This is a genomic window from Nonomuraea sp. H19 (assembly GCF_052068215.1).
Taxonomy (GTDB): Bacteria; Actinomycetota; Actinomycetes; order Streptosporangiales; family Streptosporangiaceae; genus Nonomuraea.
This window is the reverse complement of sequence record NZ_JBQHCV010000020.1, coordinates 210,859-233,617: the sequence shown is the minus strand read 5'-3', so window position 1 is coordinate 233,617 and position 22,759 is coordinate 210,859. Positions and strand designations below refer to the sequence as shown.

Sequence of the window (22,759 nt, the reverse complement as noted above, 5' to 3'; positions counted from 1 at the left end):
CCGGCGAAGATGAAGACCGCGACGAACGACAGGCCCATGGCGATCTCGTACGACACCACCTGGGCCGCCGACCGCAGGCCGCCGAGCAGCGCGTACGGCGAGCGCGACGACCAACCGGCCAGCACCACGCCGTAGACCGACACGGCGCCCATGGCGAGCATGAACAGCACCGCCACCGGCAGGTCGACCAGTTGCAGCGGCGTCTGGACGCCGAACAGGTTGACCATGGGGGCGAACGGCACGATGGAGAAGGCCAGGAACGCCGGGACCACCATGATGACGGGCGCCAGCAGGTAGAGCACCTTGTCCACGGTCCGCGGGAAGATGTCCTCCTTCAGCCCCATCTTGATCCCGTCGGCCACGGACTGCAGCAGGCCGAACTTGCCGGCCCGGTTGGGGCCGTAGCGGTGCTGCATCCTGGAGATCAGCTTGCGCTCGAACCAGACGCCGAACAGGATGCCCAGCATCAGGAACAGGAACAGCATCACGGTCTTGATGATGGTGATCCACAGCGGGTCCTTGCCGAAGTCGGCAAGGGTGGGATCGGCCGCGAGAACATGGGTCATGAGGCGCTCCCGATGGTGACGATGTCGCCGGCCACCGCACGCAGGTCGCGCGTGACCGAGCAGCCGCCGGAGTTGGCCGGGACCCAGACCACCCGGTCCGGCAGGTCGGCGACGCGCACGGGCAGAGTGACGTTATCGCCCACGACCAGCTTGTCGCCATCGGCGACGCCGATCTCGGCTGCCGTGCTCTCGGAGATCAGCGCTTCGGCGGGGCGGGCGGTGCCGGCGAGGTAGGGCTCGCCGTCCTGCAGCCTGCCCTCGTCGAGCAGCAGGTGCCAGGTCGCCAGCAGCGCCTGGCCCGCCTCCGGCACTTCCTGGGTGCGGGTCAGCGCGTTCGGCGCGCTGATCCGGCTGCCGCGCCAGGCGCCCAGGCTGGACAGCTCGCGGCGGGCGGCCTTGGCGTCCGGCAGGCCCAGGTGCACGTCCATCCGGTCGGCCAGGTTGCCGATCACGGCGAGGTCGCTCTGCAGGCCCGGGACCTTGAGCGGGGCCTCGAACGAGCGGCCCCTGCCCTCCCAGTTGACGAACGTGCCGCCCTTCTCCTGGACGGCGGCGACGGGCAGGACCACGTCGGCGCGGTCGGTGACGGCGCTGGCGCGAATCTCCAGGCTGACGATGAACGGCGTGTACTCGAGGGCGTCGAGCGCCGCCGCCGGGTCGGCCAGGTCGTAGGGGTCTACGCCGGCCACGACCAGCGCGTCCAGGTCACCCGCGCGGGCGGCCGTCAGGATGGCGGCGGTGTCGCGGCCCGGCGTGCCGGGCAGCGCGGACACGTTCCACACCCGGGCGACCTCGGCCCTGGCGGTCTCGTCGTCCACCGGGCGGCCGATCGGCAGCAGGGTGGGCAGCGCACCGGCCTCGACCGCGCCGCGCTCGCCCGCCCTGCGGGGGATCCAGGCGAGCTTGGCGTCGGAGGCGGCGGCGAGCCGTACGAGAGCGGACAGGGCGCCCGGCACCGTGGCCAGCCGCTCGCCCGCCAGCACGATCGTGCCCTCGGCGAGGGTGCCGACCAGGTCGCCGATCGCGTCGGCCTCGGCGCCCGGAACGGTGCGGATGAGCGTGCCGCCCATCTTCTCCAGTCCCGGAGAGGCGAACGGGGCGATCGAGGTGACCTTGAGGCCCTTCTTCTGCCACGCCTTGCGCAGGCGCAGGAAGACGATCGGCGACTCCTCCTCGGGCTCGAACCCGGCGAGCAGCACGGCCGGGGCGTTCTCGAGGTCGGCGTAGTCGATCTCGATGCCCTTGCCGGCCACCGCGTGCGCCAGGAACTGCGCCTCCTCGGCGGAGTGCGGCCTGGCGCGGAAGTCGATGTCGTTGGTGCCGAGCGCCACCCTGGCGAACTTGGCGTAGGCGTAGGAGTCCTCGACCGTGACCCGGCCGCCGACCAGCACGCCCGCCTTGCCGCGAGCCTTGGCCAGGCCCTCGGCGGCGACCGCCAGCGCCTCCGGCCACGAGGCGGGCACGAGCACGCCCTCCTCGTTGCGGACCAGCGGCGTCTTGAGCCGGTCGGGCTGCGTGGCGTAGGAGAACGCCCAGCGGCCCTTGTCGCAGTTCCACTCCTCGTTGACCTGCGGGTCGTTGCCGGCCAGGCGGCGGGTGACGCGGCCGCGCCGGTGGTCGGTGCGCTGGGCGCAGCCGGAGGCGCAGTGCTCGCACGCGCTCGGCGTGGACACCAGGTCGAACGGGCGGGCACGGAAGCGGTAGGCGGCGCCGGTCAGCGCGCCGACCGGGCAGATCTGCACCGTGTTGCCGGAGAAGTAGGAGTTGAACGGCTTGCCGTCGGCCGTACGGACCTGCTCCTTGGCCCCGCGCTCGAAGAACTCGATGAGCGGGTCGCCGGCGATCTGGTCGGAGAAGCGGATGCAGCGGGCGCACTGCACGCAGCGCTCGCGGTCGAGCAGCACCTGCGTGGACAGCGGCAGCGGCTTGGGGAAGGTCCGCTTCTGCTCCTGGAACCGGGACTCGCCCTGGCCGTTGGACATGGCCTGGTTCTGCAGGGGGCACTCGCCGCCCTTGTCGCAGACCGGGCAGTCCAGCGGGTGGTTCATCAGCAGGAACTCCATCGCCGCCCGCTGCGCCTTCTCGGCGACCGGCGAAGTGAGCTGGGTCTGCACGACCATGCCCTCGGCGACCTCGATCGCGCACGACGGCTGCGGCTTGGGGAAGCCGCGGCCGTTGCCCGCGTCGGGGATGTCGACCAGGCACTGGCGGCAGTTGGCCGCCGGGTCGAGCAGCGGGTGATCGCAGAACCGGGGGATCTGGATGCCCAGCAGCTCGGCAGCCCTGATGATCAAGGTGCCCTTGGGGACACTGACCTGGAACCCGTCGATGGTCAGGGTCACCAGGTTCGTTTCTGTTTCTACGACGGTCACTGCTCACCCCAGAGAGTGGACTTCTTCGGGTCGAACGGGCAGCCGCCGATCTCGAAGTGCTTGAGGTACTCCTCGCGGAAGTACTTCACCGAGGAGTGAATCGGGCTGGTCGCGCCGTCGCCGAGGGCGCAGAACGAGCGGCCGAGGATGTTGTCCGCGATGTCGGTGATCGTGGTCAGGTCGTCCTCGGTGCCCTGGCCCTTCTCCAGGCGCTTGAGCACCTGCTTGAGCCAGTAGGTGCCCTCGCGGCACGGCGTGCACTTGCCGCACGACTCGTGGGCGTAGAACTCCGTCCACCGCAGCACCGTGCGGACCACGCAGGTGGTCTCGTCGAAGATCTGCAGCGCGCGGGTGCCCAGCATGGAGCCCTTGGCGCCGACGGCCTCGAAGTCGAGCGGCACGTCGAGGTGCTCGTCGGTGAAGATCGGCGTGGAGGAGCCGCCCGGGGTCCAGAACTTGATCTGGTGCCCCTCGCGGATGCCGCCGGCCATGTCGAGCAGCTCGCGCAGCGTGATGCCGAGCGGGGCCTCGTACTGGCCGGGGCGGGTGACGTGGCCGCTCAGCGAGAAGATGCCGAAGCCCTTGGACTTCTCGGTGCCCATGCCGGCGAACCAGTCGGCCCCGTTGGCGATGATCGAGGGAACACTGGCGATCGACTCGACGTTGTTCACGACAGTAGGCGAGGCGTAGAGGCCCGCCACGGCCGGGAACGGGGGCTTGAGCCGCGGTTGACCTCTGAAGCCTTCCAGCGAGTCGAGCAGCGCCGTCTCCTCGCCGCAGATGTACGCGCCCGCGCCGCTGTGCACGACCAGCTCCAGGTCGTAGCCGGAGCCGAAGATGTCGCTGCCGAGATAACCCTTCTCGTACGCCTCCCGCACGGCCGCGTGCAGCCGCCGGATCACGTGCAGGACCTCGCCGCGCACGTAGATGAAGGCGTGGTTGGCGCGGATCGCGTAGGACGTGATGATGATGCCCTCGACCAGCGCGTGCGGGTTGGCCATCATCAGTGGGATGTCCTTGCAGGTGCCCGGCTCCGACTCGTCGGCGTTGACGACGAGATAGTGCGGCTTGCCGTCGCCCTGCGGGATGAACCCCCACTTCATGCCGGTCGGGAAGCCCGCACCGCCGCGGCCGCGCAGGCCCGAGTCCTTGACGGACTGGATGACGGCGTCCGGGTCCATGCCCAGCGCCTTCTTCGCCGCCTCGTACTCGCCGTAGACGTCGAGGGTGAAGGAGTTGGGCTGGTCCCAGTTGGCCGTCAGGACCGGTGTCAGCGTCGTGCTCATGCCTCGGGGGCCTTCCATCCGTTGGCCTTGGCGACCTTCAGGCCTTCGAGCGAGGCACCGGCGGCCGACGGGCCGTCGCCCGCCAGGTCGTCGGGCAGCCCCGCGAGCACGCGGGAGGCCTCCTTGAAGGTGCACAGCTTCTTCGGGCCGCGCGTGGGCCGCACGTCCTTGCCGTCGCGCAGGTCGTCGACGAGCTGCTTGGCCGACTCGGGCGTCTGGTTGTCGAAGAACTCCCAGTTGACCATCATGACCGGGGCGAAGTCGCAGGCCGCGTTGCACTCCAGGCGCTCGAGCGAGACCTTGCCGTCGGCGGTCGCCTCTTCGTGACCGACGCCGACGTGCTCCGACAGCTCTTCCCAGATCTGGTCGCCGCCCATGACCGCGCACAGCGCGTTGATGCACACCCCGACGTGATAGTCGCCCGCCGGCTTGCGCTTGTACATGGTGTAGAAGGTCGACACGCCGACGACCTCGGCCTTGCTGAGACCCAGCATCTCCGCGCAGAACTCCTGCCCGTCGTCGGAGACGTAGCCGTCTTCGGACTGCACGAGGTGCAGCAGGGGCAGCAGGGCGGACCGCGTCTTCGGGTAGCGGCCGATGATCTCCTTGGCGTCCCGTTCGAGACGCTCACGGACTTCCGGTGAGTATGTCACCGGTCCACACCTCCCATGACGGGGTCGATAGATGCCACCGCGGCGATGACGTCGGCGACCTGGCCGCCCTCCGCCATCGCGGGGAAGCTCTGCAGGTTGCAGAAGGACGGCTCGCGGAAGTGCACGCGGTAGGGCCGGGTGCCGCCGTCGCTGACGACGTGCGCGCCGAGTTCGCCCCTGGGCGACTCGATGGCGGCGTACGCCTGCCCGGCCGGCACCCTGAAGCCCTCGGTCACCAGCTTGAAGTGGTGGATGAGGGCCTCCATCGAGGTGCCCATGATGTGCGCGATGTGGTCGGGAGAGTTGCCGAAGCCGTCGGGGCCGAGCGCGAGCTGCGCGGGCCAGCCGATCTTCTTGTCCTCGATCATCACCGGCTGACCCTTGAGCGGACCGGCGATGCGGTCGAGGGCCTGCTCGATGATCTTGAGGGACTCTTCCATCTCCTTCATGCGCACGAGGTAGCGGCCGTAGACGTCGCAGCCGCGGTCGGTGGCGACGTCGAACTCGTACGTCTCGTAGCCGCAGTAGGGCTGCGACTTGCGCAGGTCCCACGGCAGCCCGGCGGCGCGCAGGATGGGGCCCGTGATGCCGAGCGCCATGCAGCCGGTCAGGTCGAGGTAGGCCACGTCGCGCGTGCGGCGGACGTAGACCGGGTTCGCGTCGAGGAGCTTGCGGATGTCCTTGATCCGCTTGACCATCTCCTTGAGGAACTCGCCGACCTTGTCGACCGTGCCCGCGGGCAGGTCCACGCTCACGCCGCCGGGGCGGATGTAGGCGTGGTTCATGCGCAGGCCGGTGATGTACTCGAACAGGTCCATGATCAGCTCGCGGTCGCGGTAGCCGAACAGGAACGGCGTGGTGGCGCCCAGCTCCATGCCGAACGTGCCCATGGCCACCAGGTGCGAGGCGATGCGGTTGAGCTCCATCATCATCACGCGGATGGCCTGCGCCCGCTCGGGGACGCGGTCGGTGATGCCGAGCAGCTTCTCCACGCCCAGGCAGTAGGCCGTCTCATTGAAGATCGGCGAGAGGTAGTCCATGCGCGTCACGAACGTGGACCCCTGGGTCCACGTCCGGAACTCCATGTTCTTCTCGATGCCGGTGTGCAGGTAGCCGATGACGCCGCGGGCCTCGGTGACCGTCTCGCCGTCGAGGGTCAGGACGAGGCGGAGCACGCCGTGCGTGGACGGGTGCTGCGGGCCCATGTTGACGACGAGGCGCTCTTCTTCGGTGTCGCGCACGTCGTTGACGACCTGGTCCCAGTCGGCCCCGTTGACGGAGTAGACCTTGCCCTCGGTCGCCTCGTCATAAGCGGTGCTCATGAGTAGGACCTCCTCTGGTCCGGCGCGGGGATGGTGGCGCCGCGGTATTCGACCGGGATGCCGCCGAGCGGGTAGTCCTTGCGCTGCGGGTGACCGTCCCAGTCGTCCGGCATCATGATCCGGGTGAGCCCGGGGTGGCCGTCGAAGACGATCCCGAAGAAGTCGTACGTCTCCCGCTCGTGCCAGTCATGACCAGGGTAAACGCCAACGGTGGATGGAATGTGCGGGTCGGCGTCCGGGCAACTGACTTCCAAGCGCACGCGCCTGTTGTTCGTGATCGAGCACAGGTGGTAGACGGCGTGCAGTTCCTCGCCTGTCAGGTGCGGGTAGTGGACGCCGGACACACCGAGCGACAGCTCGAAGCGCAGGGCGGGCTCGTCGCGCAGCTTCTGGGACACCTCGACGAGGCGCTCCCGCTTGACGTGCAGGGTCAGCTCGCCCCGGTCCACGACCACGCGCTCGATGGCGTCGTCGAGGGCGAGGGTGTCGACGATCTCGTCGAAGTAGCTCCCGTACGGGCGGGGCGTGGAGAGCTGCGGCGCCCGGCGTACGACGAGGCCGCCGTAGCCGGAGGTGTCACCGGTGTCCTGCGCCCCGAACATGCCCCGCCTGGCGATCGGCGGCTCCTGAACCGCCGGCACCTCGGGGACCTGGGCGTCCGGGACCTCGGGGAGGTTGTCGGGCGAGGTCACTTCGCGGCCCCCTGGTCGATCAGCGGCAGCGTGCGCAGCGCCTTCAGCTCGAGCTCGTCGATCTGCTTGGCACGGTGAGCGCCGAACTTCGTGTTCTGGATCTTGTCGTGCAGCTTGACGATGGCGTCGATCAGCATCTCCGGCCGCGGCGGGCAGCCCGGCAGGTAGATGTCGACGGGCACGATGTGATCGACGCCCTGCACGATCGCGTAGTTGTTGAACATGCCGCCGCTGGAGGCGCACACGCCCATGGCGATGACCCACTTGGGCTCGGCCATCTGGTCGTAGATCTGCCGCAGCACGGGGGCCATCTTCTGGGAGACCCGCCCGGCGACGATCATGAGGTCGGCCTGGCGGGGAGACGCCGAAGCGCGCTCCATGCCGAAGCGCGCCAGGTCGTAGTGGGGGCCGCCGGTGGCCATCAGCTCGATCGCGCAACAGGCGAGACCGAACGTGGCCGGCCATACGGAGTTCTTGCGTGCCCATCCGGCGGCCGCTTCGACCGTGCTGAGGATGAACCCGCTGGGGAGTTTCTCTTCAAGTCCCATTTTCAGTCCCAGTCCAGACCCTTGCGGCGCCACACGTACGCGTAGGCGACGAGCACGGTGACGATGAACAGCAGCATCTCCACGAGCGCGAACAGGCCGAGGCCGGAGGAGAGCACCTGGCCGGCGTCGTTCGTCTGCGGAGCGAACGAGACAGCCCACGGGTATAGGAAGATGATCTCGATGTCGAAGACGATGAAGAGCATCGCCGTGACCATGTATTTGAGCGGGAACCGTCCACCACCGACAGGCTGGGGCGTCGGCTCGATGCCGCATTCATAGGCGTCGAGCTTCGCGCGGTTCCAGCGCTTGGGACCGGTGAAGGGAGCGATGGCGACCGAGAAGATCGCGAAGCCCCCCGCGAGAACGGCGAGCACCAGGATGGGCACGTACAGGTCCATCGCTACGCCTCCTCTGGAGTCGCCGCGCGCGCGGGCGCGCAGCCGGATCTGTTGATTCTGGGATTCATGCTGGTGGGGCGACCTTCGAGAGTGCGTTGATGATCATGTCGGACGCATCGCCTCGCCGGTCGGTGAGATTACCAAGGAGTTTGAGGGCGAAGCGCATCAGCCTCGGGTGAGGGAGCCCATGCCTGGTGCCGAAACTCATCACACCCGGCTTCCCAATCGCCTCGACGAACAACCTGCCGAGCGTGAAATATCCGCCGTAGGCGTCCTTCAACACGCGAGGATACGTCCGGAGGGTACGCTCGCGCTGCGCGGGAGTGGCGCTCTTGAGCGCCTTCGCGACGACCTCGCCGGCGATCTCGCCGGTCTCCATGGCGTAGGCGATGCCCTCGCCGTTGAACGGGTTGATCGAGCCGCCGGAGTCTCCCACGAGCACCAGGCCACGCGTGTAGTGAGGCTGCCTGTTGAAGGCCATCGGGAGCGCGGCGCCGCGGATGGGCCCCGTCATGTTGTCCTCGGTGAAGCCCCAATCGGCGGGCATCGCCCGGCACCAGCGGCGCAGCAGGTCGCGGTAGTCGATGTTCTTGAACTGGGCACTGGTGTTGAGCAGGCCCAGGCCCACGTTGGCGGTGCCGTCACCGACGCCGAACACCCAGCCGTAGCCGGGCAGCAGCGTGTCGCCGTCCCACAGCTCCAGCCAGGTCTCGAGATAGTCGTCGTCGTGCCGCGGGCTCTCGAAATAGGTCCGCACGGCCACGCCCATCGGGCGGTCCTCGCGCTTGTGCAGGCCCATGCCCAGGGCCAGCCGGGTGCTGTTGCCGTCGGCGGCCACCACCACCTTGCTGCGGAACTCGCGGCCGTCCTTGGTCGTCACGCCGACGATGTGGCCGCTGCGGTCGTCGAGCACGGGCCCGGTGACGGTGACGCCCTCCATGAGGCGCGCGCCGTTCTTGACCGCGTTGGCCGCGACGATCTGGTCGAAGTCCTGGCGGGTGCGGACGAGCCCAAAGTCGGGGAAGCGCTCGAGCTGGGGCCAGTCGAGCTCGAATCGGTGGCCGCCGCCGACGACACGCAGGCCCTTGTTCCTGATCCAGCCGGGCGCGTCGATGTCAACGCCCATGTTGAGCAGCTGCTTGACCGCACGGGGGGTCAGGCCGTCGCCGCAGACCTTCTCGCGGGGGAACCTGGTCTTCTCCAGGAGCAGCACGTCGAGTCCGGCCTGAGCGAGGTAGAAGGCGGTCGCGGAACCGGCGGGACCGGCGCCGACGACGATGACGTCGGCGTCAACTGTGCTCATGGTCGCGCCCGCTTCGCCACTCGTCGGCTCCTGCGTCGCTCTCTCGCGGCGAGCTCCTGCGCTTGGAGGTTGGCTGGTGGCACGGTCACTGGACTGTCCTGTCCCTACACGCTCGAAGGCCCCGGGGTGTGCTGCCTTCGTTCCTTTGTGAACCCCTTCACAAACTTGTCGCGCCGCAGTCTACTGCTTTTCTTGTACATAGTGGCAGTCGGGGTGCCGTTCTGTGATCCAAGGGGTCGGCGTGTCGTCCGTGGCGGCGGAGTCATGATCGGCACGCTAGCAGCCGCCCCCTCGCGCTCGCCGACCCGCAAAGAGCGGCGAGCAATGCGATGCCGTCTCGTGACCACGCCAGGCCATCGTGAAAATGCGTTTTTACAGCTCCGAATTACGTCACTTTTCATGCGGCGAGGGGGCGGGTTTGAACCCCCTGTGGATGGCGACGATCCCCATCGTGAGATTGCGCCAGGCCACTCGTTCCCATCCGGCCTCCTGGACGATCCCGGCCAGCGTCGGCTGGTCCGGCCAGTCCCTGATGGATTCGGCGAGATATTCGTAGGAGTCGTCGTTGGAGCCGAAGACCTTGGCGACCTTCGGCAGCAGCTTCATCAGATATTCGCGATAGACCAGGTCGAACGGGCCGAACGTCACGTGCGAGAACTCCAGGACCACCAGCCGCCCACCCGGCTTGGTCACCCGCCGCATCTCCCGGAGCGCCTGCACGGTGTCGTGCACGTTGCGCAGCGCCACCGAGATCGTCACCGCGTCGAAGACGTCGTCGGCGAACGGCAGCCGCAAGGCGTCGCCGGCGATGAACGGCACCCCTTCCCCGCTCAGCGCGTTGCTGCCGTGGCGGGCCACGCCGGTGCGGAGCATGCCGAGCGAGAAGTCGGAGGCGATCGCGCGGGCGCCGAGCCTGGTGAAGGTGTCAGTGGACGTGCCGGTGCCGGCCCCCAGGTCGAGAACGAGCTCACCGGGCCCGGCGTCCACGGCGGCCGCCACCGCCTTGCGCCAGAGCCTGACCTGGCCGAGGGAGATCACATCGTTGACCAGGTCGTAGCGCCGGGCGGTGCGATCGAACATCGCGGCGACCTCGTGCGGCTGCTTGTCCAACTGAGCGCGCGTCATGCCCCTAAGCGTATTGGCTTTTAGGGCAATCTACAGAAAGTAGCCGCCTCGCTACGCAACGTCTGCTAGTTGTTGGGGAATGCTTGCCCGTGTCGCCCTTGCGGCGATCATCGCCGCGGCCCCCGTCGCGCACTCCCGCGTCGTGTCGGCCGACCCGATCGACAGCACCCCCCACGTCCTCGACGGCATCGTCAACGCCATCGCCGTCGTCGGCCGTACCGTGGTCGTCGGCGGCGCGTTCACCGAGGTGTCCGACGCCGCCCGCCGCACCGTCCTGCATCGCGACAACCTGTTCGCATTCGACCTGCCGACCGGCCGCATCCTGCCGGACTTCGCGCCGAGCGTGGCCGGTCCCGTCTACGGGCTGGCCGCCGGCGAGCGCGGCACCGTCTACGTCGGCGGCGAATTCCACGGCGTCAACAACCAGCGTTCCAGAGCGCTGGCCAAGGTCAGCCTTTCCGACGGCTCGCTGGTGCCCGGCTTCGCGCCGCGCATCACCGGCGGCGCGGTGACGGCGCTGGCCAGGCAGGGCGGCAAGCTCTACGTCGGCGGCGACTTCATCGGCCCGCGGGAGGCGCTTGCCCGGCTCGACGCGACCACGGGCGCGCCCGACCCGGGCTTCGACATCACGCCTGGAGAGCCGCTGACGTCCAAGGTCAAGATCTACGCGCTCGCCGTCTCGCGTGACCGGCTCGCGGTGGACGGCACGTTCACCACGCTCGGCGGCCACTCCAGGCCGCAGGTCGGGCTGATCGACATCAGCGGGCCGACGGCCAGGGTCGCGCCCTGGCGCACGGAGGCGTACGCGCGCCGCTGCGCCTCGGCGTTCCCCTCGTACGTGCGCGGCCTGGACTTCGCACCCGACGGCAGTTATTTCGCGGTCGTCACCACGGGCGGCGCCAGAGGCGGGATGTGCGACACGGCCGCCAGGTTCGAGACGTACGCGAAAGGCGCCCGCATCAGGCCCACGTGGGTCAACAGCACGGGAGGCGACTCCCTCTACTCGGTCGCGGTGACGGGGGCGGCGGTCTACGTCGGCGGGCATCAGCGCTGGCTGGACAATCCGCAGGGCCGCGACTCGGCCGGGCCGGGGGCGGTCTCACGCCCCGGCATCGGCGCTATTCATCCACGCACCGGAAAAGCCCTCAGTTGGAATCCCACGCGGGAGCGCGGCATCGGCGTGAAGGCGTTTTCGGCACACGCCGGCGGACTACTTGTCGGTAGCGACACAACGAGCCTCGGACGGGAGTACCATGCCCGGATTGGCATGTTCCCTCTGGCCTAGTCGTCGTGTGGCTTCGGCCGGTCGAGCTTGTCGCTGATGCGTGCGCTCATGGCGTCGCGCTGCTTGGACAGCAGGACATAGCTGGCCACTCCGCTGATCACGAAAGACGCCAGGATCAGCACCAGCGGGTTATGCAGGCCGAGCAGGAAGAGCACAAGGAAGGTCACGCCGAACAGGCCGATCCGCGACGCGGTGTAAACGAGAACGGGATGCACAGGTTCGAGGTTACTCGGGCTCGTGCGGCGCTCGCTCTTCGCATCGGACGCGACCGCTGCTACTGTTCACAGTTAGGGAGTTTCGTAAAGAAACACCCACGAGAGCCCCAAAGAGGCTCTATCATATAACAATCGGGCAGTCAGCTGATAACAACCCGTGATCTTTGTCGAAAACCACGGATAAATCAGGCTTCGCTCGACACACTGGTTACCTGTCCGCCCGCTGGCAGGAAGCGGGATGCGAGGGGGAGAGATTGGTGGAGAGTAGCAGCGAGCGTCTGCTGACCCCTGGAGAGGTTGCCGCCCTCTTCCGGGTAGACCCAAAGACGGTTACACGCTGGGCTGCGGCAGGCCGCATCAGCAGTATCCGCACCCCCGGAGGGCACCGGCGCTTCCGCGAGTCGGAAGTGCACGCCCTTCTCCGAGGCGAGGACGTTCTTACGGCCGACAGGCCAGCAGGTGAGTCCCCGCGCGTCTGACGTTCCGCGCAGACGGTGATCCTGCGATCCGGCAGGGTCACCGCTGGCGGAACCCACTGTTCGCGTGCTTCCCGGCCGCAGTTCCGACCGGTAAGCACGGGGCGGCGCCAACCGCCGACCGTGGCTGGCGCCTGTCCACTCGCTCCCATCAGGCGTCTTCCTGCTCCGCCTTGAAGGCCAGGAACTCGCGTTCCAGGTCGTCGTTCTCCTCTTCCCAGCGCTTGCGGCGTAGCGCCGCCTCCTCCTCCGTCACCGACTCCGCCAGCCACTGCTCATAGCCGGAGTCGCCGGGCCGCATCTCCACGTACGCGTTGCCGATCAGACGCCCGTCTTCGCTGGTCAGGCTCTGCGGTACGCGCAACGTCCCGTCCGCGAGCCGGATGACGTACATGGCGGATCACCTAGATTCCGTAGCGCCGGTTGAAGAACAGCATGACGTCGAGCGCCATCCGTGTGTCCCCCCCGAGCATGTCGACGAGCGCTGGGCGCTGGCGGGCGGCGATGGCGGCGAAGGCGTCCGCGAAGAACTCCTTGCGGCCGAGCCCGCCGCCCTGGCGGTGGAAGGCCGAGGCCAGCAGCGGCTTGGCGGCGTCGTAGAGGCGCACGAACTCTGGCGAGTCGGACACCCATTCTCCATATGCCGAGTCGATGTCGTCGATGGCATGGCCGACCTCGTGCATCATCACGTCCGGCGTGGGCGAGGGGCGGTCCCCCACCACGATCTTGCGGTCTCCGTACGCGCCGGCGCAGATGTCCCACGTGGCGCGGCCCGACGGTAAGGGGGCGCCGCGTAAGTAGCCCATGTCGTCGAGGTCGGGGACGCCGCCGGGGCCGACGTAGATGCCTTCGAGGCCGGCCGCGAGCTTCTCCTTGAGCCGGTCGGGGAGCCTGGCGAGGCTCTCGACGGCGCGTACGACGTCGGGCGGCGGCGGGCCCAGCCTGGCGTCCCACTGTCGGTGCAGGATGGACTCCAGCTTCCCGCAGTGGCGCAGGCCGTCGCCCATGGAAGGCACGTCGGGCCGGTTCGGCTGCGCTCTGGGCGGCTGGTCGTCGAGCTCGAAGTCGTACCAGGTGTAGCTGGGGCTCTCCACCACGGCGGCGGGCAGGCGCTCGCGGCGTTCGCGTACCGCGAAACCGTCCCAGCTCTTCTGCGCCGGCTGTTCGGCGCCGGTCCTGGGCAGGTGCTCCGCCCGCTCGTCGCGCTTCCCAGCGCCCGGCCACAGGCGTCGCTCCGCGCCGTTGAGCCCTTTGCCCTTGGCGCGGTCGTTCCGGGCCTCCTGGCGCCTCTCACGGGCGTCGGACCAGAAGGAGCGCTCCGCGCCGCGAGGTGCCTCCGCGTTGCGGGAGAAAAGGTAGGACCCGCGCCGCCACCAGCGACCGCGCCGATGCCGGCCCTTGTCGTGAGAAAAGGCCATCGCACCTCTCAACGCCCGTTGGCGCCCCGGTGGGGCTCCGCCGCATCGGGTTCCACCGTACGACGCCGATCTTCTCCTAGTCACCCGAAAGGGGACATCGGGAAGCACGATCACATGCCGGATGGCTTACAGTTCGGACATGGCAGGTGTTCTGATCGGCCTGGCGCTGCTGGCCTTCTGGCTCTTTTCCCTGTTCGACGTGATCACTACCCCCGAAGACGAGGTTAGGAACGTACCAAAGGCACTATGGGTCCTGATCGTGGTGTTGATCCCCCTGGTGGGCGGCCTGATCTGGATGGTGCGCGGCCGCCCTCGGGCCCCGCGCCAGGCGTGGCCGGTGACCCCCGGCCCGGGCGTGCCGAAGGGCCCCGACGACGACCCCGACTTCCTGCGCGACCTCGAACGTCGCATGCGCGGTGACGACCTGGGCTAGCTCACACGTCGGCGTAGCTGTGCAGGCCGGTGATGAAGATGTTGACGCCGATCAAATTGAACAGCAGGCAGCCGAACGCGACGAGCTGCACGATCGTCGCGGACCTGCCCCGCCATCCGGCCGTCACCCTGGCGTGCAGGTAGGCCGCGTACGCCACCCACGTGATGAACGACCAGACCTCCTTGGGGTCCCAGCCCCAGTAGCGACCCCAGGCGCGGTCCGCCCAGAGCGCGCCCGCGATCACCGCGAACGTCCACAGCGGGAACGCGAACACGATCGCCCGATGGGCCACCCGCTCCAGGTCCTCACGGGCCGGCAGGCGGGAGAGCCCGTCGCCGCGCAGCAGGTAGAGGACGCCGGACACACCCGCCAAGGTCAGCAGGCCGCTGGAGATGATCGCGGCGCTGACGTGGATGGCGATCCAGTAGGAGTCCAGCGCGGGCACGACGGGTCCCGCGGCCGTGTAGAAGACCTTGACGGCGAGGCCGAGCCCGAGCGCGGCCGTCACCATGACGAAGGCGCCGAGGAAACGCACGTTCTGGCGGAGCTGGGTGCCGAGGAACGCCGACACGGCGGCGAAGCAGATCGCCACCACGAACTCGTACATGTTGCCCCACGGCCACCGGTCCACGGCCAGGCCGCGGGTGACAATGGCGGCGAGGTTGGCGGCCCAGCCCAGCCAGGCGAGCCCGAGGGCCACGGTCCCGGCCCTGGCCGCCCCGAGCGGCGGCGCGCCGGCGTCGGGCAGCGGGACCGCGTCGGAGCCGGCGGTGCCGCCGGCCGCTCCGACGGTCACCGGCTGCTTGACGATCGCCTCGGCCTTGCCCGGGCGGAACCGGCCGAAGGCCAGCTCCATCGCGAAGCCGACCATGGCGAAGACATAGAGCAGGACCGCGGCGACGACGAAGAGGTCGCTCAACTCGGCGAGTTGCTCAGCGGACATGCTTCTCTCCTGCCGATAGAACCTTGACGATGTCGGCGAACTCCTCGGCGAAACCCGCCTCCGAGCCCTCTGTACGGGTCAGGCCGCCCACGTCGACCTTGCCCTGATCGATCCGCACGAACACCCTGCGGCGCCGGATCATGAGCGAGAGCGCGATGGCGACGACCGCCGTCGCGGCGGACACCAGGGCGGGCACGCGCCCCGGGTCGTAGGCGATCTGGATCGTCATCCATTCCTTGACCCCGACGAACTCCAGCTTGCCCGCGCCCTGCGGCAGGTCGAACGACTGCCCGGCGGCCAGCGGCTTGGGCGCGGCCTTGCCCATGACCAGGGGCGTGAGCTTCTTCATGACCTCGGGCGGCGCCAGCTCGTAAACCGACTGGGGCCGGCCGGAACGCAGCCCCAGATCGCCGGTGAAGGCGCCGATGAGCTGCACCTCGGGGTTGAGCTCCCCAGGGAACGCCGAGGCGTAGGTGCCATCCGTCAGCGGCACGCTCGTGGGCAGGAACCGCATCAGGAACCCGAGCTGCGACGGCTGCGCGTCCGGCGCCTTGACCACGCAGCCGGACGTCATCGTGCCCTTGTCCTCGATCAGGCACGGCACCGCACCCTCGAAGGCCACCTGCCCCTTGCCGTCGGTGACCTTGAAGACGGGGGCGTAGCCGTTGCCGATCAGGTACGTCTGTGTGCCGTTGATCTCCAGCGGCGTGTTGACCTTGAGCTCGAAGTCACGCGTGGACGCCCCGGGAGAGTCGTTGACCTTCAGGTGGGCCGAGTAGTCGAGCGCCTGCCCGCGCTTGTCCCCCGTGACCTGGTAGGCGACCTTGAAGTCGGTCAGCTGGAAGGAGAACGGCTCCAGCGACTCCGCGGAGACCTGGCTGCCCGGGATGTAGCGGTCGTAGGCGGCCACCGTGTTGGCGAACCCGTCGCCCTCGACGACCAGGACGTTGCCGCGGTAGCCGTAGAGCGAGCCGGCGCCGATCGCGAGCAGGATGCCCAGCAGGGCGATGTGGAAGAACAGGTTGCCGGTCTCGCGCAGGTAGCCCTTCTCGGCCGACACCCAGCCGTCGCCGGTCACAACGCGGAAACGCGCCTTCCGCAGCCGCTGCGCGGCCTGCTGGACCCCCAGGTCCGCCTCGAACGTGGCGAAGTGCGGCAGGCGGGACAGGTGCTTGGGCGCGGCGGGCGGCTTGCGGCGGACCTCGCGCAGGTAGGTCGCGGTGCGCGGGATGATGCAGCCGATCAGCGAGGCGAACAGCAGCAGATAGATCGCCGCGAACCAGGCCGAGGTGAACACCTCGAAGAGCTGGAACCGGTCGTACCACTCGGCCAGCGTCGGGTCCTGCTCGTAGATGCGCGCCACCTTGTCGGGCTCCACGCCTCGCTGCGGCACCAGCGAGCCCGGCACCGAGCCGAGCGCGAGCAGGAACAGCAGGATCAGCGCCGTGCGCATCGAGGTGAGCGTCCGCCACACCCACCGCAGCCAGGCCGTGGCCCCGAACCCGGCCTGCCTGGGCCGCCGCTCCTGCTCCAGCTCTTGAACGCTCATCAGATCACCGGCTCGAAAGCGCCGATCGTCCCCTGCAGGGCCGCGATCATCTGTCCCCAGAGCCCGGTCACCAGCAGCACCCCGACGGCCACCATCATGCCGCCGCCGATCCTGGTGATCAGGCGCGAATGCTTGCGGATGGCCCGGAACGTGCGTAGTGCCCTGCTGTAGGCGAGCGCCGCGCCCATGAACGGGAGCCCGAGGCCGAGCGCGTATGCCATGGCCAGGAGCGCGCCACGGCCCGCACTGCCCTCGTTGAGCCCGAGCGCCAGCACGACGGCCAGCGTGGGCCCGATGCACGGCGTCCACCCCAGCCCGAACACCACCCCGAGCAGCGGCGCCCCCGCCAGCCCCGCGGCCGGCAGTTTGTGGATGCGCACGTCGCGCATCAGCCCGGGCACGACGCCCAGGAACGCGAGCCCGAGCACGATCGTCAGCACCCCGAGCACCCGGGTGATGATGTCGGCGTTGCCCAGCAGCACCGACCCGAGCCCGCCGAACAGCGCGCCGCTGAGCACGAACACCAGCCCGAACCCGGCCACGAACAGCGCCGTCCCGAGGACCAGCCGCCCCCGCCTGGGGTCGGCGCTCATGCCGGTCACGTACGACAGGTAGCCGGGCACCAGCGGCAGCACGCACGGCGACAGGAACGACACGATCCCGGCGAGCACCGCGATCGGCACCGCCAGCAGCAGCGATCCGGAGGCGACGACGTCACTCATCGCGCACCTTGGTCACCGTGTCCATCAGGTCGGTGTATTTCACCGCGCCGAGCGCCCTGGCCGCGACCCTGCCCTGCTTGTCGATGATCAGCGTGGACGGGATGGCCGCGGGCGGCACCGTGCCCTGGAAGGCCAGCGCCACCTTGCCCGGCTGGTCGAAGATGGAGGGATAGCCGGTTTTCTCGGTGCGTTCGAAGGCCAGCGCGTCGGCCTGGCGGTCCTTGAAGTCGACGCCGAGGAACTCCACGCCGCTGCCCTTGGTCTTGGCCGCGACCTCCTTGAGCACCGGCGCCTCGGCCCGGCACGGGCCGCACCACGACGCCCAGAAGTTGAGCACCACGACCTTGCCCTTGTGCGCGGCGAGTGAGGCGCTGCCCCCGTCGAGGGTCGGCCCCTGGATCGGGGGCGCGGCCTTGCGCTCGCCCGCGGCGAACACCTGCATCTTCCCGTCACCCGCGACGAACCGGGTGTCACCGGCCTGCGGCTGACCACTCTGGTTGCCCGCGCAGCCCGCGACCAGCACAGCCAGGAAAAGGAGGGAGATGGACTTGGCGCGCACGGAGGAAGATCTCCTTGTACTACAACCGGTAGAGCTTGCAACTCTACCGTTGGGGCCGCGCGCTCCTCGCACTGGGTCAGGCGCCGGGGATGGAGGGCCCGGTCTCGATCGAGCCGGCCGGCTCGCTGTAGCCGATGCTGATGAGGCGGTCCCCGTCGAACGTGAGCGTGGTGAGGCTGGCCAGCGCGCACTGCCGGCGCCGGGGGTCGTGCCAGAGCCTGCGGCCCTCGGCGGCCATCCTGATCGCCCAGATCGGCAGCTGGTGGCTGACGAGCACCGTCTCGTGCCCGCGGGCCGCGGCCCGGGCCTCGTCGATCATCGACTTCATGCGCTGGACGATGGCCGGGTACGACTCGCCCCAGGACGGGCGCAGCGGGTTCCAGAAGTAGCGGTAGTTACGCCAGTCGCGGAACACCCCCATCCCCTGCCCCACCATGCGGCCCTGGAGGAGGTTTCCGGCCTCGATCAGGCGGACGTCCTGCGCGATCTCCAGGCCGAGCTTGTCGGCGAGCGGGGCCGCGGTCTCCATCGCGCGTTCGAGCGGCGAGCTGTAGACGCGGACGATGTCACGGCCGCCGACCGCCTTGGCGACCGTCTCGGCCATGAGCCGGCCTGTATCCGAGAGGTGATAGCCAGGCAGCCTGCCGTAGAGGATGCCGCCTGGGTTGTGCACCTCACCGTGGCGCAGCAGGTGGACGACGGTGGTTTCAGCCATGGTGTGGCACAGCTTATCCGCTCCCTCGGGTCACGCGGGTGAGGCCGGGCGGGGCGGTCACTTGACCGCCCAGGCGTTCTCCTGTCCGCGGCTGGTCTCGACGAGCGCCTCGACCAGCGCCCTGATCGCGGGCCGGCGGGCTGCGTCCTGCCGCCAGACCGCGTAGATGCGGCGCGACTGGCGCGGCCTGAGGGGCACGATCCGCACACCGTCCGGCACGCAGTCGCGGCCGAGCCGCGGCACGATCGCGCAGCCCAGCCCGGCCGCCACCAGGGCGAGCTGGGTCGGATATTCGTCCGCCATGCACGCGATCACGGGCTCGAGCGAGGCGTTGCGCAGCGTGAACACCAGCCAGTCGTGGCACACGGTGCCGGGCGAGCCGCTGATCCACTGATCACCGTGCAGCGCGGCCAGCTCCACCTCCCTGGCCTCGGCCAGCGGGTGACCGGCCGGCAGCGCCACGTCGGCCACGTCGTCGAGCAGCGTGGCCCTGGACAGCCCGTCGGGCAGCGCCATGGGCCTGCTGAGCCAGTCCTGGATCACGCCCAGGTCCAGCTCGCCCCTGGACACGTCGCGTACCACCCGCTCCGGCTCACGCTCGATCAGCTGGATCCACAGGTCAGGGTGGCGGCGCCGGAGCGAGGCCAGCGCGCCGGGCATGAGGCCGCGGGCGGCAGTGGGGAAGGCGGCGATGTTGAGGCGGCCGACGACCTCACCGCGCAGCGCCTCGAAGTCCGCCTCCGCGGTCTCGACCAGGGCGAGGATGCGCTCGGCGTGCTCGGCGAGCAGGCCGGCGGCGTCCGTCAGCCGCACGCCGCGCCCGTTGCGCTCCATGAGCCTCGCGCCGGTCTCGCGTTCCAGCTTCGCGATCTGCTGGGACACGGCCGACGGGGTGACCATGAGGGCATCCGCGGCGGCTCCGACCGACCCGTAGACGTGCACAGCGTGAAGGGCCTTGAGCCGGTTCAAGTCCAACATGTAAGCCAGCCTAAAGGGTTTAGCGTAGAAAGTCTCGCTTGTCCTCGAATCTGTAGCAGATGAAAATAGATGCATGAGAATCATCAAGTCGAAGAAGCAGCAGCAGTCGAGCTCCCCGTCGTACCTCAAGGCGCTGGCGGAGCAGGCTCGCGAGCAGCGCATCCGTTACCAGAAGCCCGCTCGCTGAGTGCGACCCCGCCACCTCGCGCTCGCCATCGGCCTCGCCGCCGTCTGGGGCGTCAACTTCGTCGTCATGCAAGTGGGGCTGCGGCACTTCCCGCCCCTGCTGTACGCGGGCATCAGGTTCGCCATGGCGGCGTTCCCGGCCCTGTTGCTGGTAGGACGTCCAGGAGTGCCGTGGCGCTGGGTCGCAGGGGTGGCGGCGACCATCGGGGTGGGCCAGTTCGGTCTGCTGCTCGTAGGCATGCGGGCAGGCATGCCGGCCGGGCTCACCTCACTCGTCCTTCAGATACAAGCCTTGTTCACCGTGCTGTTCGCGGTGACGCTGCTCGGAGAGCGGCTCACCGCCCGCCGCGTCCTCGGTCTGGCCGTCGCCTTCGGAGGCCTCGCCCTGGTCGCGCTCGACTTCGGGGTGTCCGGCCCACTCGGGGCCTTCGCACTCTGCGTGGCCGCCGCGGCCGCCTGGGGTCTGGGGAACGTGGTCCAGCGCCGCGCTCCGTTCACGGCCCCACTCCGTGAGGCGGGCTCGGTCGCCCAACGCCGCCTCACTCCCCTGCACATGGCCTCACTCCGTGAGGCGGGCTCGGTCGCCCGACGCCGCCGCCTTCCCCCGCTCTGGTCGCTTCGCTCCCGCCGCTCCTCCAGGCGACGGCACTCCCTCACCCCGCCCGAGTCGCTGCGGTTCATGGTCTGGGTAAGCGCCCTCTCCGCGCCGCCGCTCCTGCTCCTGTCGCTGTGGCTGGAGGGCGTGCCGGTGCTGACCTCGCCTCTGGAGGGCTGGCTGTCCCTCGTGTACGTGGCGTTCGTCTCCACGCTCGGCGGCTTCGGCGTCTGGGGCTGGTTGCTCCGCCGCTACGACGCCTCGGTCGTGGCGCCGTACACGCTGCTCGTGCCGGTGTTCGGCATGTCGTCGGCCGCGCTGCTGACGGGCGAGCCGCTCACCTGGCTCAAGCTGGCGGCGGCGGCCCTCATCGTCGCCGGCGTGCTCTACGCCGGCACTACAGCACGGCGGCGGCCGCCTTCGCCGCGGCCGGAAGCGCTTCAGCGACACGGTTGAGCGCCTCGTCGTCGTGCGCGGCCGACAGGAACCACGCCTCGTACGCCGACGGCGGCAGGTAGACGCCCTGATCCAGCATCGCGTGGAAGAACGCGGTGAACGCCGCGGTGTTCTGCGTCTTGGCCTCGGTGAAGTTCGTCACCTCAGCGTCCGTGAAGAAGATCGAGAACAGGCTGCCCGCCCGCTGCAGCCGGTGCGGCACTCCGGCCGCGCCCAGCGCCTCGGAGGCCGCCTTCCCGACGGCGAGGGCGGCGGCGTCCACGTGCTCGTACGCGGCCGCGTCCAGGGCCCGCAGCGTGGCCAGCCCGGCCGCGCACGCGAGCGGATTGCCCGACAGCGTCCCCGCCTGGTAGACGGGACCTTCGGGAGCGAGATTGGCCATGACGTCCGCCCGCCCCCCGAAAGCGGCCGCCGGCAGCCCGCCACCCATGACCTTCCCGAACGTCATCAGGTCCGCCTCAACGGGGTCCAGGCCGTACCAGCCGGAGGCCGAGACGCGGAAGCCCGTCAGCACCTCGTCGACGATGAGCAGCGCCCCGTTGGCCGTGCACAGCTCGCGCAGCCGCGCGTTGAAGCCGTCGCGCGGCGGGACGACGCCCATGTTCGCGGGGCACGCCTCGGTGATCACGCACGCGACGTCCGCCGCGGCGAATGCCTCCTCGACGGCCTCGATGGAGTTGTACGGCAGCACGATCGTGTCCGCCGCCGACGCCCCGGTCACGCCCGGCGTGTCGGGCAGCCCGAACGTCGCCACCCCGGACCCGGCCGCGGCCAGCAGCGCGTCGACATGCCCGTGATAGCACCCGGCGAACTTGATCACCTTGGACCGCCCGGTGAAGCCGCGGGCCAGCCGCACCGCGCTCATCGTCGCCTCGGTGCCCGAGCTGACCAGCCGCACCTTCTCGACCGGCGCCACCCTGGCCACGATCTCCTCGGCCAGCTCGACCTCGCCCTGAGTGGCGGTGCCGTAGGAGAACCCATGGGCCACCGCCCCGGACACGGCGTCGACGACCGCGGGATGCCGATGGCCGAGGATCATCGGCCCCCAGGAGCACACCAGGTCCACGTAGCGGTTGCCGTCCACGTCGGTGATGTAGGGGCCCTGGCCCGCGGCCATGAAACGTGGCGTGCCGCCTACCGCGCCGAAGGCGCGCACCGGGGAGTTGACGCCTCCCGGCACGATCTGGCGGGCGCGGGCGAACAGGTCCTCGGAGTTCTGTGTACGGCTCACCCGACCCAGGTTAGTCCCGCCCTCGCCCGCCCCCTCGGGCGGCGTCCCACGCGCCTGAGGGGACCGGCGGTCAGTCGGCGAGCCACTCCAGAACGCGCAACGGATCAGGCAGCGGCCGCCCGTCCGGAGCCCGCAACCACGAGACGGGCTGACCGCTGGGAAGAGCAGAGGGCGGCGCGAGGACGTAGCTGTCGCGGCAGTGCCACCGCAATCCGGGCGTGTCCTCGATGGTGGCCGGGTCGCAGTCCAGCTGGCACGACCACCACTCGTCCTCGTCCTCGGGATTGCCGCGCGTGGCCACATAAAACAAAACCCGGTCGCCTTTGGAGGCGACCGGGCCGGGATGCCCTCCGGCGGCGTCGATCCGGGTGAGGGCCGACAGGCCGGTGGCGAGCGGTACGTCGAAGACGTCGAACACGCGTCCGGTGGGCAGGATCACGTTGGCCTCGGGCTCGGCCTGCCACCAGCGCGTGAGCAGCGCGGGGTCCGTCGTGGCCTGCATGTGCCATGCGGGGGACAGCGGATGGGCACCGGGATCGGGACAGCCGAGACGGTCACAGGAGCAGGCACGAGGCCCATTCCGCAGCGGATGGGCCCCCGGCACGACGGGCCAGCCCATCGCGGCGTATTCCAGCACTGCGCTGATGCGTGTCGGCCGCGACCGTTTTTTGGTACGCCGAGCCAGTGGTACCCCCACCATTGGTGTCTCCCGTCGAGTCCCGTCCCTGAGGAG

General features: G+C 69.5%; 25 protein-coding genes. 4 read left to right on the top strand and 21 right to left on the bottom strand.

Features of this window, described 5'->3' with window-relative positions; all coding sequences use genetic code 11:
• The 10 genes from ACTMTI_RS37475 to ACTMTI_RS37430 all read right to left on the bottom strand — a co-directional run.
• Positions 1-566 (bottom strand): complex I subunit 1/NuoH family protein (locus ACTMTI_RS37475; protein WP_441125432.1); only part of this gene is annotated, 566 nt, incomplete at its 3' end.
• Complete coding sequence (locus tag ACTMTI_RS37470) at positions 563-2,938, bottom strand: NADH-quinone oxidoreductase subunit G (RefSeq protein ID WP_441125431.1); 2,376 nt, start codon at positions 2,936-2,938, stop codon at positions 563-565. The genes ACTMTI_RS37475 and ACTMTI_RS37470, both read right to left, overlap by 4 nt.
• Positions 2,935-4,224 carry an NADH-quinone oxidoreductase subunit NuoF gene (gene nuoF, locus ACTMTI_RS37465; protein WP_441125429.1) on the bottom strand — a complete coding sequence of 430 codons (1,290 nt, stop codon included), beginning with the start codon at positions 4,222-4,224 and terminating at the stop codon, positions 2,935-2,937. The genes ACTMTI_RS37470 and nuoF overlap by 4 nt, the downstream gene beginning before the upstream one ends.
• A complete protein-coding gene (gene nuoE, locus ACTMTI_RS37460; RefSeq protein WP_441125428.1) occupies positions 4,221-4,877 on the bottom strand; it encodes an NADH-quinone oxidoreductase subunit NuoE in 657 nt (218 codons plus the stop codon). The genes nuoF and nuoE overlap by 4 nt, the downstream gene beginning before the upstream one ends.
• A complete protein-coding gene (locus ACTMTI_RS37455; protein WP_441125427.1) occupies positions 4,874-6,199 on the bottom strand; it encodes an NADH-quinone oxidoreductase subunit D in 1,326 nt (441 codons plus the stop codon). Before ACTMTI_RS37455 ends, nuoE begins: the two co-directional genes overlap by 4 nt.
• On the bottom strand, positions 6,196-6,891 hold the full coding sequence (locus tag ACTMTI_RS37450) for an NADH-quinone oxidoreductase subunit C (RefSeq protein WP_441125426.1): 696 nt from the start codon (positions 6,889-6,891) through the stop codon (positions 6,196-6,198). The genes ACTMTI_RS37455 and ACTMTI_RS37450 overlap by 4 nt, the downstream gene beginning before the upstream one ends.
• Positions 6,888-7,439: a NuoB/complex I 20 kDa subunit family protein gene (locus ACTMTI_RS37445; RefSeq protein ID WP_441125425.1), complete on the bottom strand. Its 552-nt coding sequence runs from the start codon at positions 7,437-7,439 to the stop codon at positions 6,888-6,890. Before ACTMTI_RS37445 ends, ACTMTI_RS37450 begins: the two co-directional genes overlap by 4 nt.
• Before the next feature lie 2 nt (positions 7,440-7,441).
• A complete protein-coding gene (locus ACTMTI_RS37440; RefSeq protein WP_441125424.1) occupies positions 7,442-7,837 on the bottom strand; it encodes an NADH-quinone oxidoreductase subunit A in 396 nt (131 codons plus the stop codon).
• A 64-nt stretch (positions 7,838-7,901) separates the two neighbouring features.
• Complete coding sequence (locus tag ACTMTI_RS37435; protein WP_441125423.1) at positions 7,902-9,140, bottom strand: geranylgeranyl reductase family protein; 1,239 nt, start codon at positions 9,138-9,140, stop codon at positions 7,902-7,904.
• A gap of 390 nt (positions 9,141-9,530) precedes the next feature.
• Positions 9,531-10,265: a demethylmenaquinone methyltransferase gene (locus tag ACTMTI_RS37430; RefSeq protein WP_441125422.1), complete on the bottom strand. Its 735-nt coding sequence runs from the start codon at positions 10,263-10,265 to the stop codon at positions 9,531-9,533.
• Positions 10,266-10,344: 79 nt separating this feature from the next.
• Between ACTMTI_RS37430 and ACTMTI_RS37425 the strand changes: the two genes are divergently transcribed.
• Positions 10,345-11,550: a hypothetical protein gene (locus tag ACTMTI_RS37425; RefSeq protein ID WP_441125421.1), complete on the top strand. Its 1,206-nt coding sequence runs from the start codon at positions 10,345-10,347 to the stop codon at positions 11,548-11,550.
• Here the strand turns inward: ACTMTI_RS37425 and ACTMTI_RS37420 are convergent.
• On the bottom strand, positions 11,547-11,765 hold the full coding sequence (locus tag ACTMTI_RS37420) for a DUF4229 domain-containing protein (protein WP_441125420.1): 219 nt from the start codon (positions 11,763-11,765) through the stop codon (positions 11,547-11,549). The genes ACTMTI_RS37425 and ACTMTI_RS37420 overlap by 4 nt on opposite strands.
• Before the next feature lie 257 nt (positions 11,766-12,022).
• Here ACTMTI_RS37420 and ACTMTI_RS37415 point away from each other — a divergent pair, with 257 nt between their 5' ends.
• Positions 12,023-12,244, top strand: a complete 222-nt coding sequence (locus ACTMTI_RS37415; RefSeq protein ID WP_026214226.1) for a BldC family transcriptional regulator — start codon at positions 12,023-12,025, stop codon at positions 12,242-12,244.
• 148 nt (positions 12,245-12,392) lie between these two features.
• On the opposite strand, the gene ACTMTI_RS37410 is transcribed toward ACTMTI_RS37415, so the two are convergent.
• Both ACTMTI_RS37410 and ACTMTI_RS37405 read right to left on the bottom strand, forming a co-directional pair.
• Positions 12,393-12,635, bottom strand: coding sequence for a hypothetical protein (locus ACTMTI_RS37410; RefSeq protein ID WP_441125419.1), 243 nt, complete (start codon positions 12,633-12,635; stop codon positions 12,393-12,395).
• A 10-nt stretch (positions 12,636-12,645) separates the two neighbouring features.
• Positions 12,646-13,659: a hypothetical protein gene (locus tag ACTMTI_RS37405; protein WP_441125418.1), complete on the bottom strand. Its 1,014-nt coding sequence runs from the start codon at positions 13,657-13,659 to the stop codon at positions 12,646-12,648.
• 139 nt (positions 13,660-13,798) lie between these two features.
• Here ACTMTI_RS37405 and ACTMTI_RS37400 point away from each other — a divergent pair, with 139 nt between their 5' ends.
• Positions 13,799-14,092, top strand: coding sequence for a PLD nuclease N-terminal domain-containing protein (locus ACTMTI_RS37400; RefSeq protein WP_441125417.1), 294 nt, complete (start codon positions 13,799-13,801; stop codon positions 14,090-14,092).
• Between the two features lies 1 nt (position 14,093).
• Here the strand turns inward: ACTMTI_RS37400 and ccsB are convergent, their stop codons facing one another.
• The 6 genes from ccsB to ACTMTI_RS37370 all read right to left on the bottom strand — a co-directional run bounded on the left by ccsB (position 14,094) and on the right by ACTMTI_RS37370 (position 19,558).
• Positions 14,094-15,035: a c-type cytochrome biogenesis protein CcsB gene (gene ccsB, locus ACTMTI_RS37395; protein ID WP_441125416.1), complete on the bottom strand. Its 942-nt coding sequence runs from the start codon at positions 15,033-15,035 to the stop codon at positions 14,094-14,096.
• Entirely contained in the window at positions 15,025-16,584 is a 1,560-nt protein-coding gene (gene resB / locus ACTMTI_RS37390; protein WP_441125415.1) for a cytochrome c biogenesis protein ResB, read from the bottom strand. The genes ccsB and resB overlap by 11 nt, the downstream gene beginning before the upstream one ends.
• Positions 16,584-17,306, bottom strand: coding sequence for a cytochrome c biogenesis CcdA family protein (locus tag ACTMTI_RS37385; protein ID WP_441125414.1), 723 nt, complete (start codon positions 17,304-17,306; stop codon positions 16,584-16,586). Before ACTMTI_RS37385 ends, resB begins: the two co-directional genes overlap by 1 nt.
• The gene (locus ACTMTI_RS37380) at positions 17,299-17,865 is read right to left on the bottom strand and encodes a TlpA family protein disulfide reductase (RefSeq protein WP_441125413.1); all 567 of its coding nucleotides are present in this window, start codon (positions 17,863-17,865) and stop codon (positions 17,299-17,301) included. Before ACTMTI_RS37380 ends, ACTMTI_RS37385 begins: the two co-directional genes overlap by 8 nt.
• Positions 17,866-17,941: 76 nt before the next feature.
• A complete protein-coding gene (locus tag ACTMTI_RS37375) occupies positions 17,942-18,580 on the bottom strand; it encodes a histidine phosphatase family protein (protein ID WP_441125412.1) in 639 nt (212 codons plus the stop codon).
• 57 nt (positions 18,581-18,637) lie between these two features.
• The gene (locus tag ACTMTI_RS37370) at positions 18,638-19,558 is read right to left on the bottom strand and encodes a LysR family transcriptional regulator (RefSeq protein ID WP_441125411.1); all 921 of its coding nucleotides are present in this window, start codon (positions 19,556-19,558) and stop codon (positions 18,638-18,640) included.
• Positions 19,559-19,745: 187 nt separating this feature from the next.
• Between ACTMTI_RS37370 and ACTMTI_RS37365 the strand changes: the two genes are divergently transcribed.
• Positions 19,746-20,795 carry an EamA family transporter gene (locus tag ACTMTI_RS37365; RefSeq protein ID WP_441125410.1) on the top strand — a complete coding sequence of 350 codons (1,050 nt, stop codon included), beginning with the start codon at positions 19,746-19,748 and terminating at the stop codon, positions 20,793-20,795.
• On the opposite strand, the gene hemL is transcribed toward ACTMTI_RS37365, so the two are convergent.
• Together hemL and ACTMTI_RS37355 are read right to left on the bottom strand one after the other, a co-directional pair.
• Complete coding sequence (gene hemL, locus ACTMTI_RS37360; protein ID WP_441125409.1) at positions 20,737-22,026, bottom strand: glutamate-1-semialdehyde 2,1-aminomutase; 1,290 nt, start codon at positions 22,024-22,026, stop codon at positions 20,737-20,739. The genes ACTMTI_RS37365 and hemL overlap by 59 nt on opposite strands.
• 70 nt (positions 22,027-22,096) lie before the next feature.
• On the bottom strand, positions 22,097-22,726 hold the full coding sequence (locus ACTMTI_RS37355) for a bifunctional DNA primase/polymerase (protein ID WP_441125408.1): 630 nt from the start codon (positions 22,724-22,726) through the stop codon (positions 22,097-22,099).
• Positions 22,727-22,759: the final 33 nt, after the last annotated feature.

What these genes read in the sequence shown, in the direction of transcription:
- ccsB (WP_441125416.1), bottom strand. Translation starts at nt 15,035, where the DNA reads ATGTCCGCTGAGCAACTCGCCGAGTTGAGCGACCTCTTCGTCGTCGCC.
- ACTMTI_RS37410 (WP_441125419.1), bottom strand. Translation starts at nt 12,635, where the DNA reads ATGTACGTCATCCGGCTCGCGGACGGGACGTTGCGCGTACCGCAGAGC.
- ACTMTI_RS37385 (WP_441125414.1), bottom strand. Translation starts at nt 17,306, where the DNA reads ATGAGTGACGTCGTCGCCTCCGGATCGCTGCTGCTGGCGGTGCCGATC.
- ACTMTI_RS37405 (WP_441125418.1), bottom strand. Translation starts at nt 13,659, where the DNA reads ATGGCCTTTTCTCACGACAAGGGCCGGCATCGGCGCGGTCGCTGGTGG.
- resB (WP_441125415.1), bottom strand. Translation starts at nt 16,584, where the DNA reads ATGAGCGTTCAAGAGCTGGAGCAGGAGCGGCGGCCCAGGCAGGCCGGG.
- ACTMTI_RS37355 (WP_441125408.1), bottom strand. Translation starts at nt 22,726, where the DNA reads ATGGTGGGGGTACCACTGGCTCGGCGTACCAAAAAACGGTCGCGGCCG.
- ACTMTI_RS37370 (WP_441125411.1), bottom strand. Translation starts at nt 19,558, where the DNA reads ATGTTGGACTTGAACCGGCTCAAGGCCCTTCACGCTGTGCACGTCTAC.
- ACTMTI_RS37445 (WP_441125425.1), bottom strand. Translation starts at nt 7,439, where the DNA reads ATGGGACTTGAAGAGAAACTCCCCAGCGGGTTCATCCTCAGCACGGTC.
- nuoF (WP_441125429.1), bottom strand. Translation starts at nt 4,224, where the DNA reads ATGAGCACGACGCTGACACCGGTCCTGACGGCCAACTGGGACCAGCCC.
- ACTMTI_RS37430 (WP_441125422.1), bottom strand. Translation starts at nt 10,265, where the DNA reads ATGACGCGCGCTCAGTTGGACAAGCAGCCGCACGAGGTCGCCGCGATG.
- ACTMTI_RS37375 (WP_441125412.1), bottom strand. Translation starts at nt 18,580, where the DNA reads ATGGCTGAAACCACCGTCGTCCACCTGCTGCGCCACGGTGAGGTGCAC.
- ACTMTI_RS37425 (WP_441125421.1), top strand. Translation starts at nt 10,345, where the DNA reads ATGCTTGCCCGTGTCGCCCTTGCGGCGATCATCGCCGCGGCCCCCGTC.
- ACTMTI_RS37455 (WP_441125427.1), bottom strand. Translation starts at nt 6,199, where the DNA reads ATGAGCACCGCTTATGACGAGGCGACCGAGGGCAAGGTCTACTCCGTC.
- ACTMTI_RS37400 (WP_441125417.1), top strand. Translation starts at nt 13,799, where the DNA reads ATGGCAGGTGTTCTGATCGGCCTGGCGCTGCTGGCCTTCTGGCTCTTT.
- ACTMTI_RS37435 (WP_441125423.1), bottom strand. Translation starts at nt 9,140, where the DNA reads ATGAGCACAGTTGACGCCGACGTCATCGTCGTCGGCGCCGGTCCCGCC.
- ACTMTI_RS37440 (WP_441125424.1), bottom strand. Translation starts at nt 7,837, where the DNA reads ATGGACCTGTACGTGCCCATCCTGGTGCTCGCCGTTCTCGCGGGGGGC.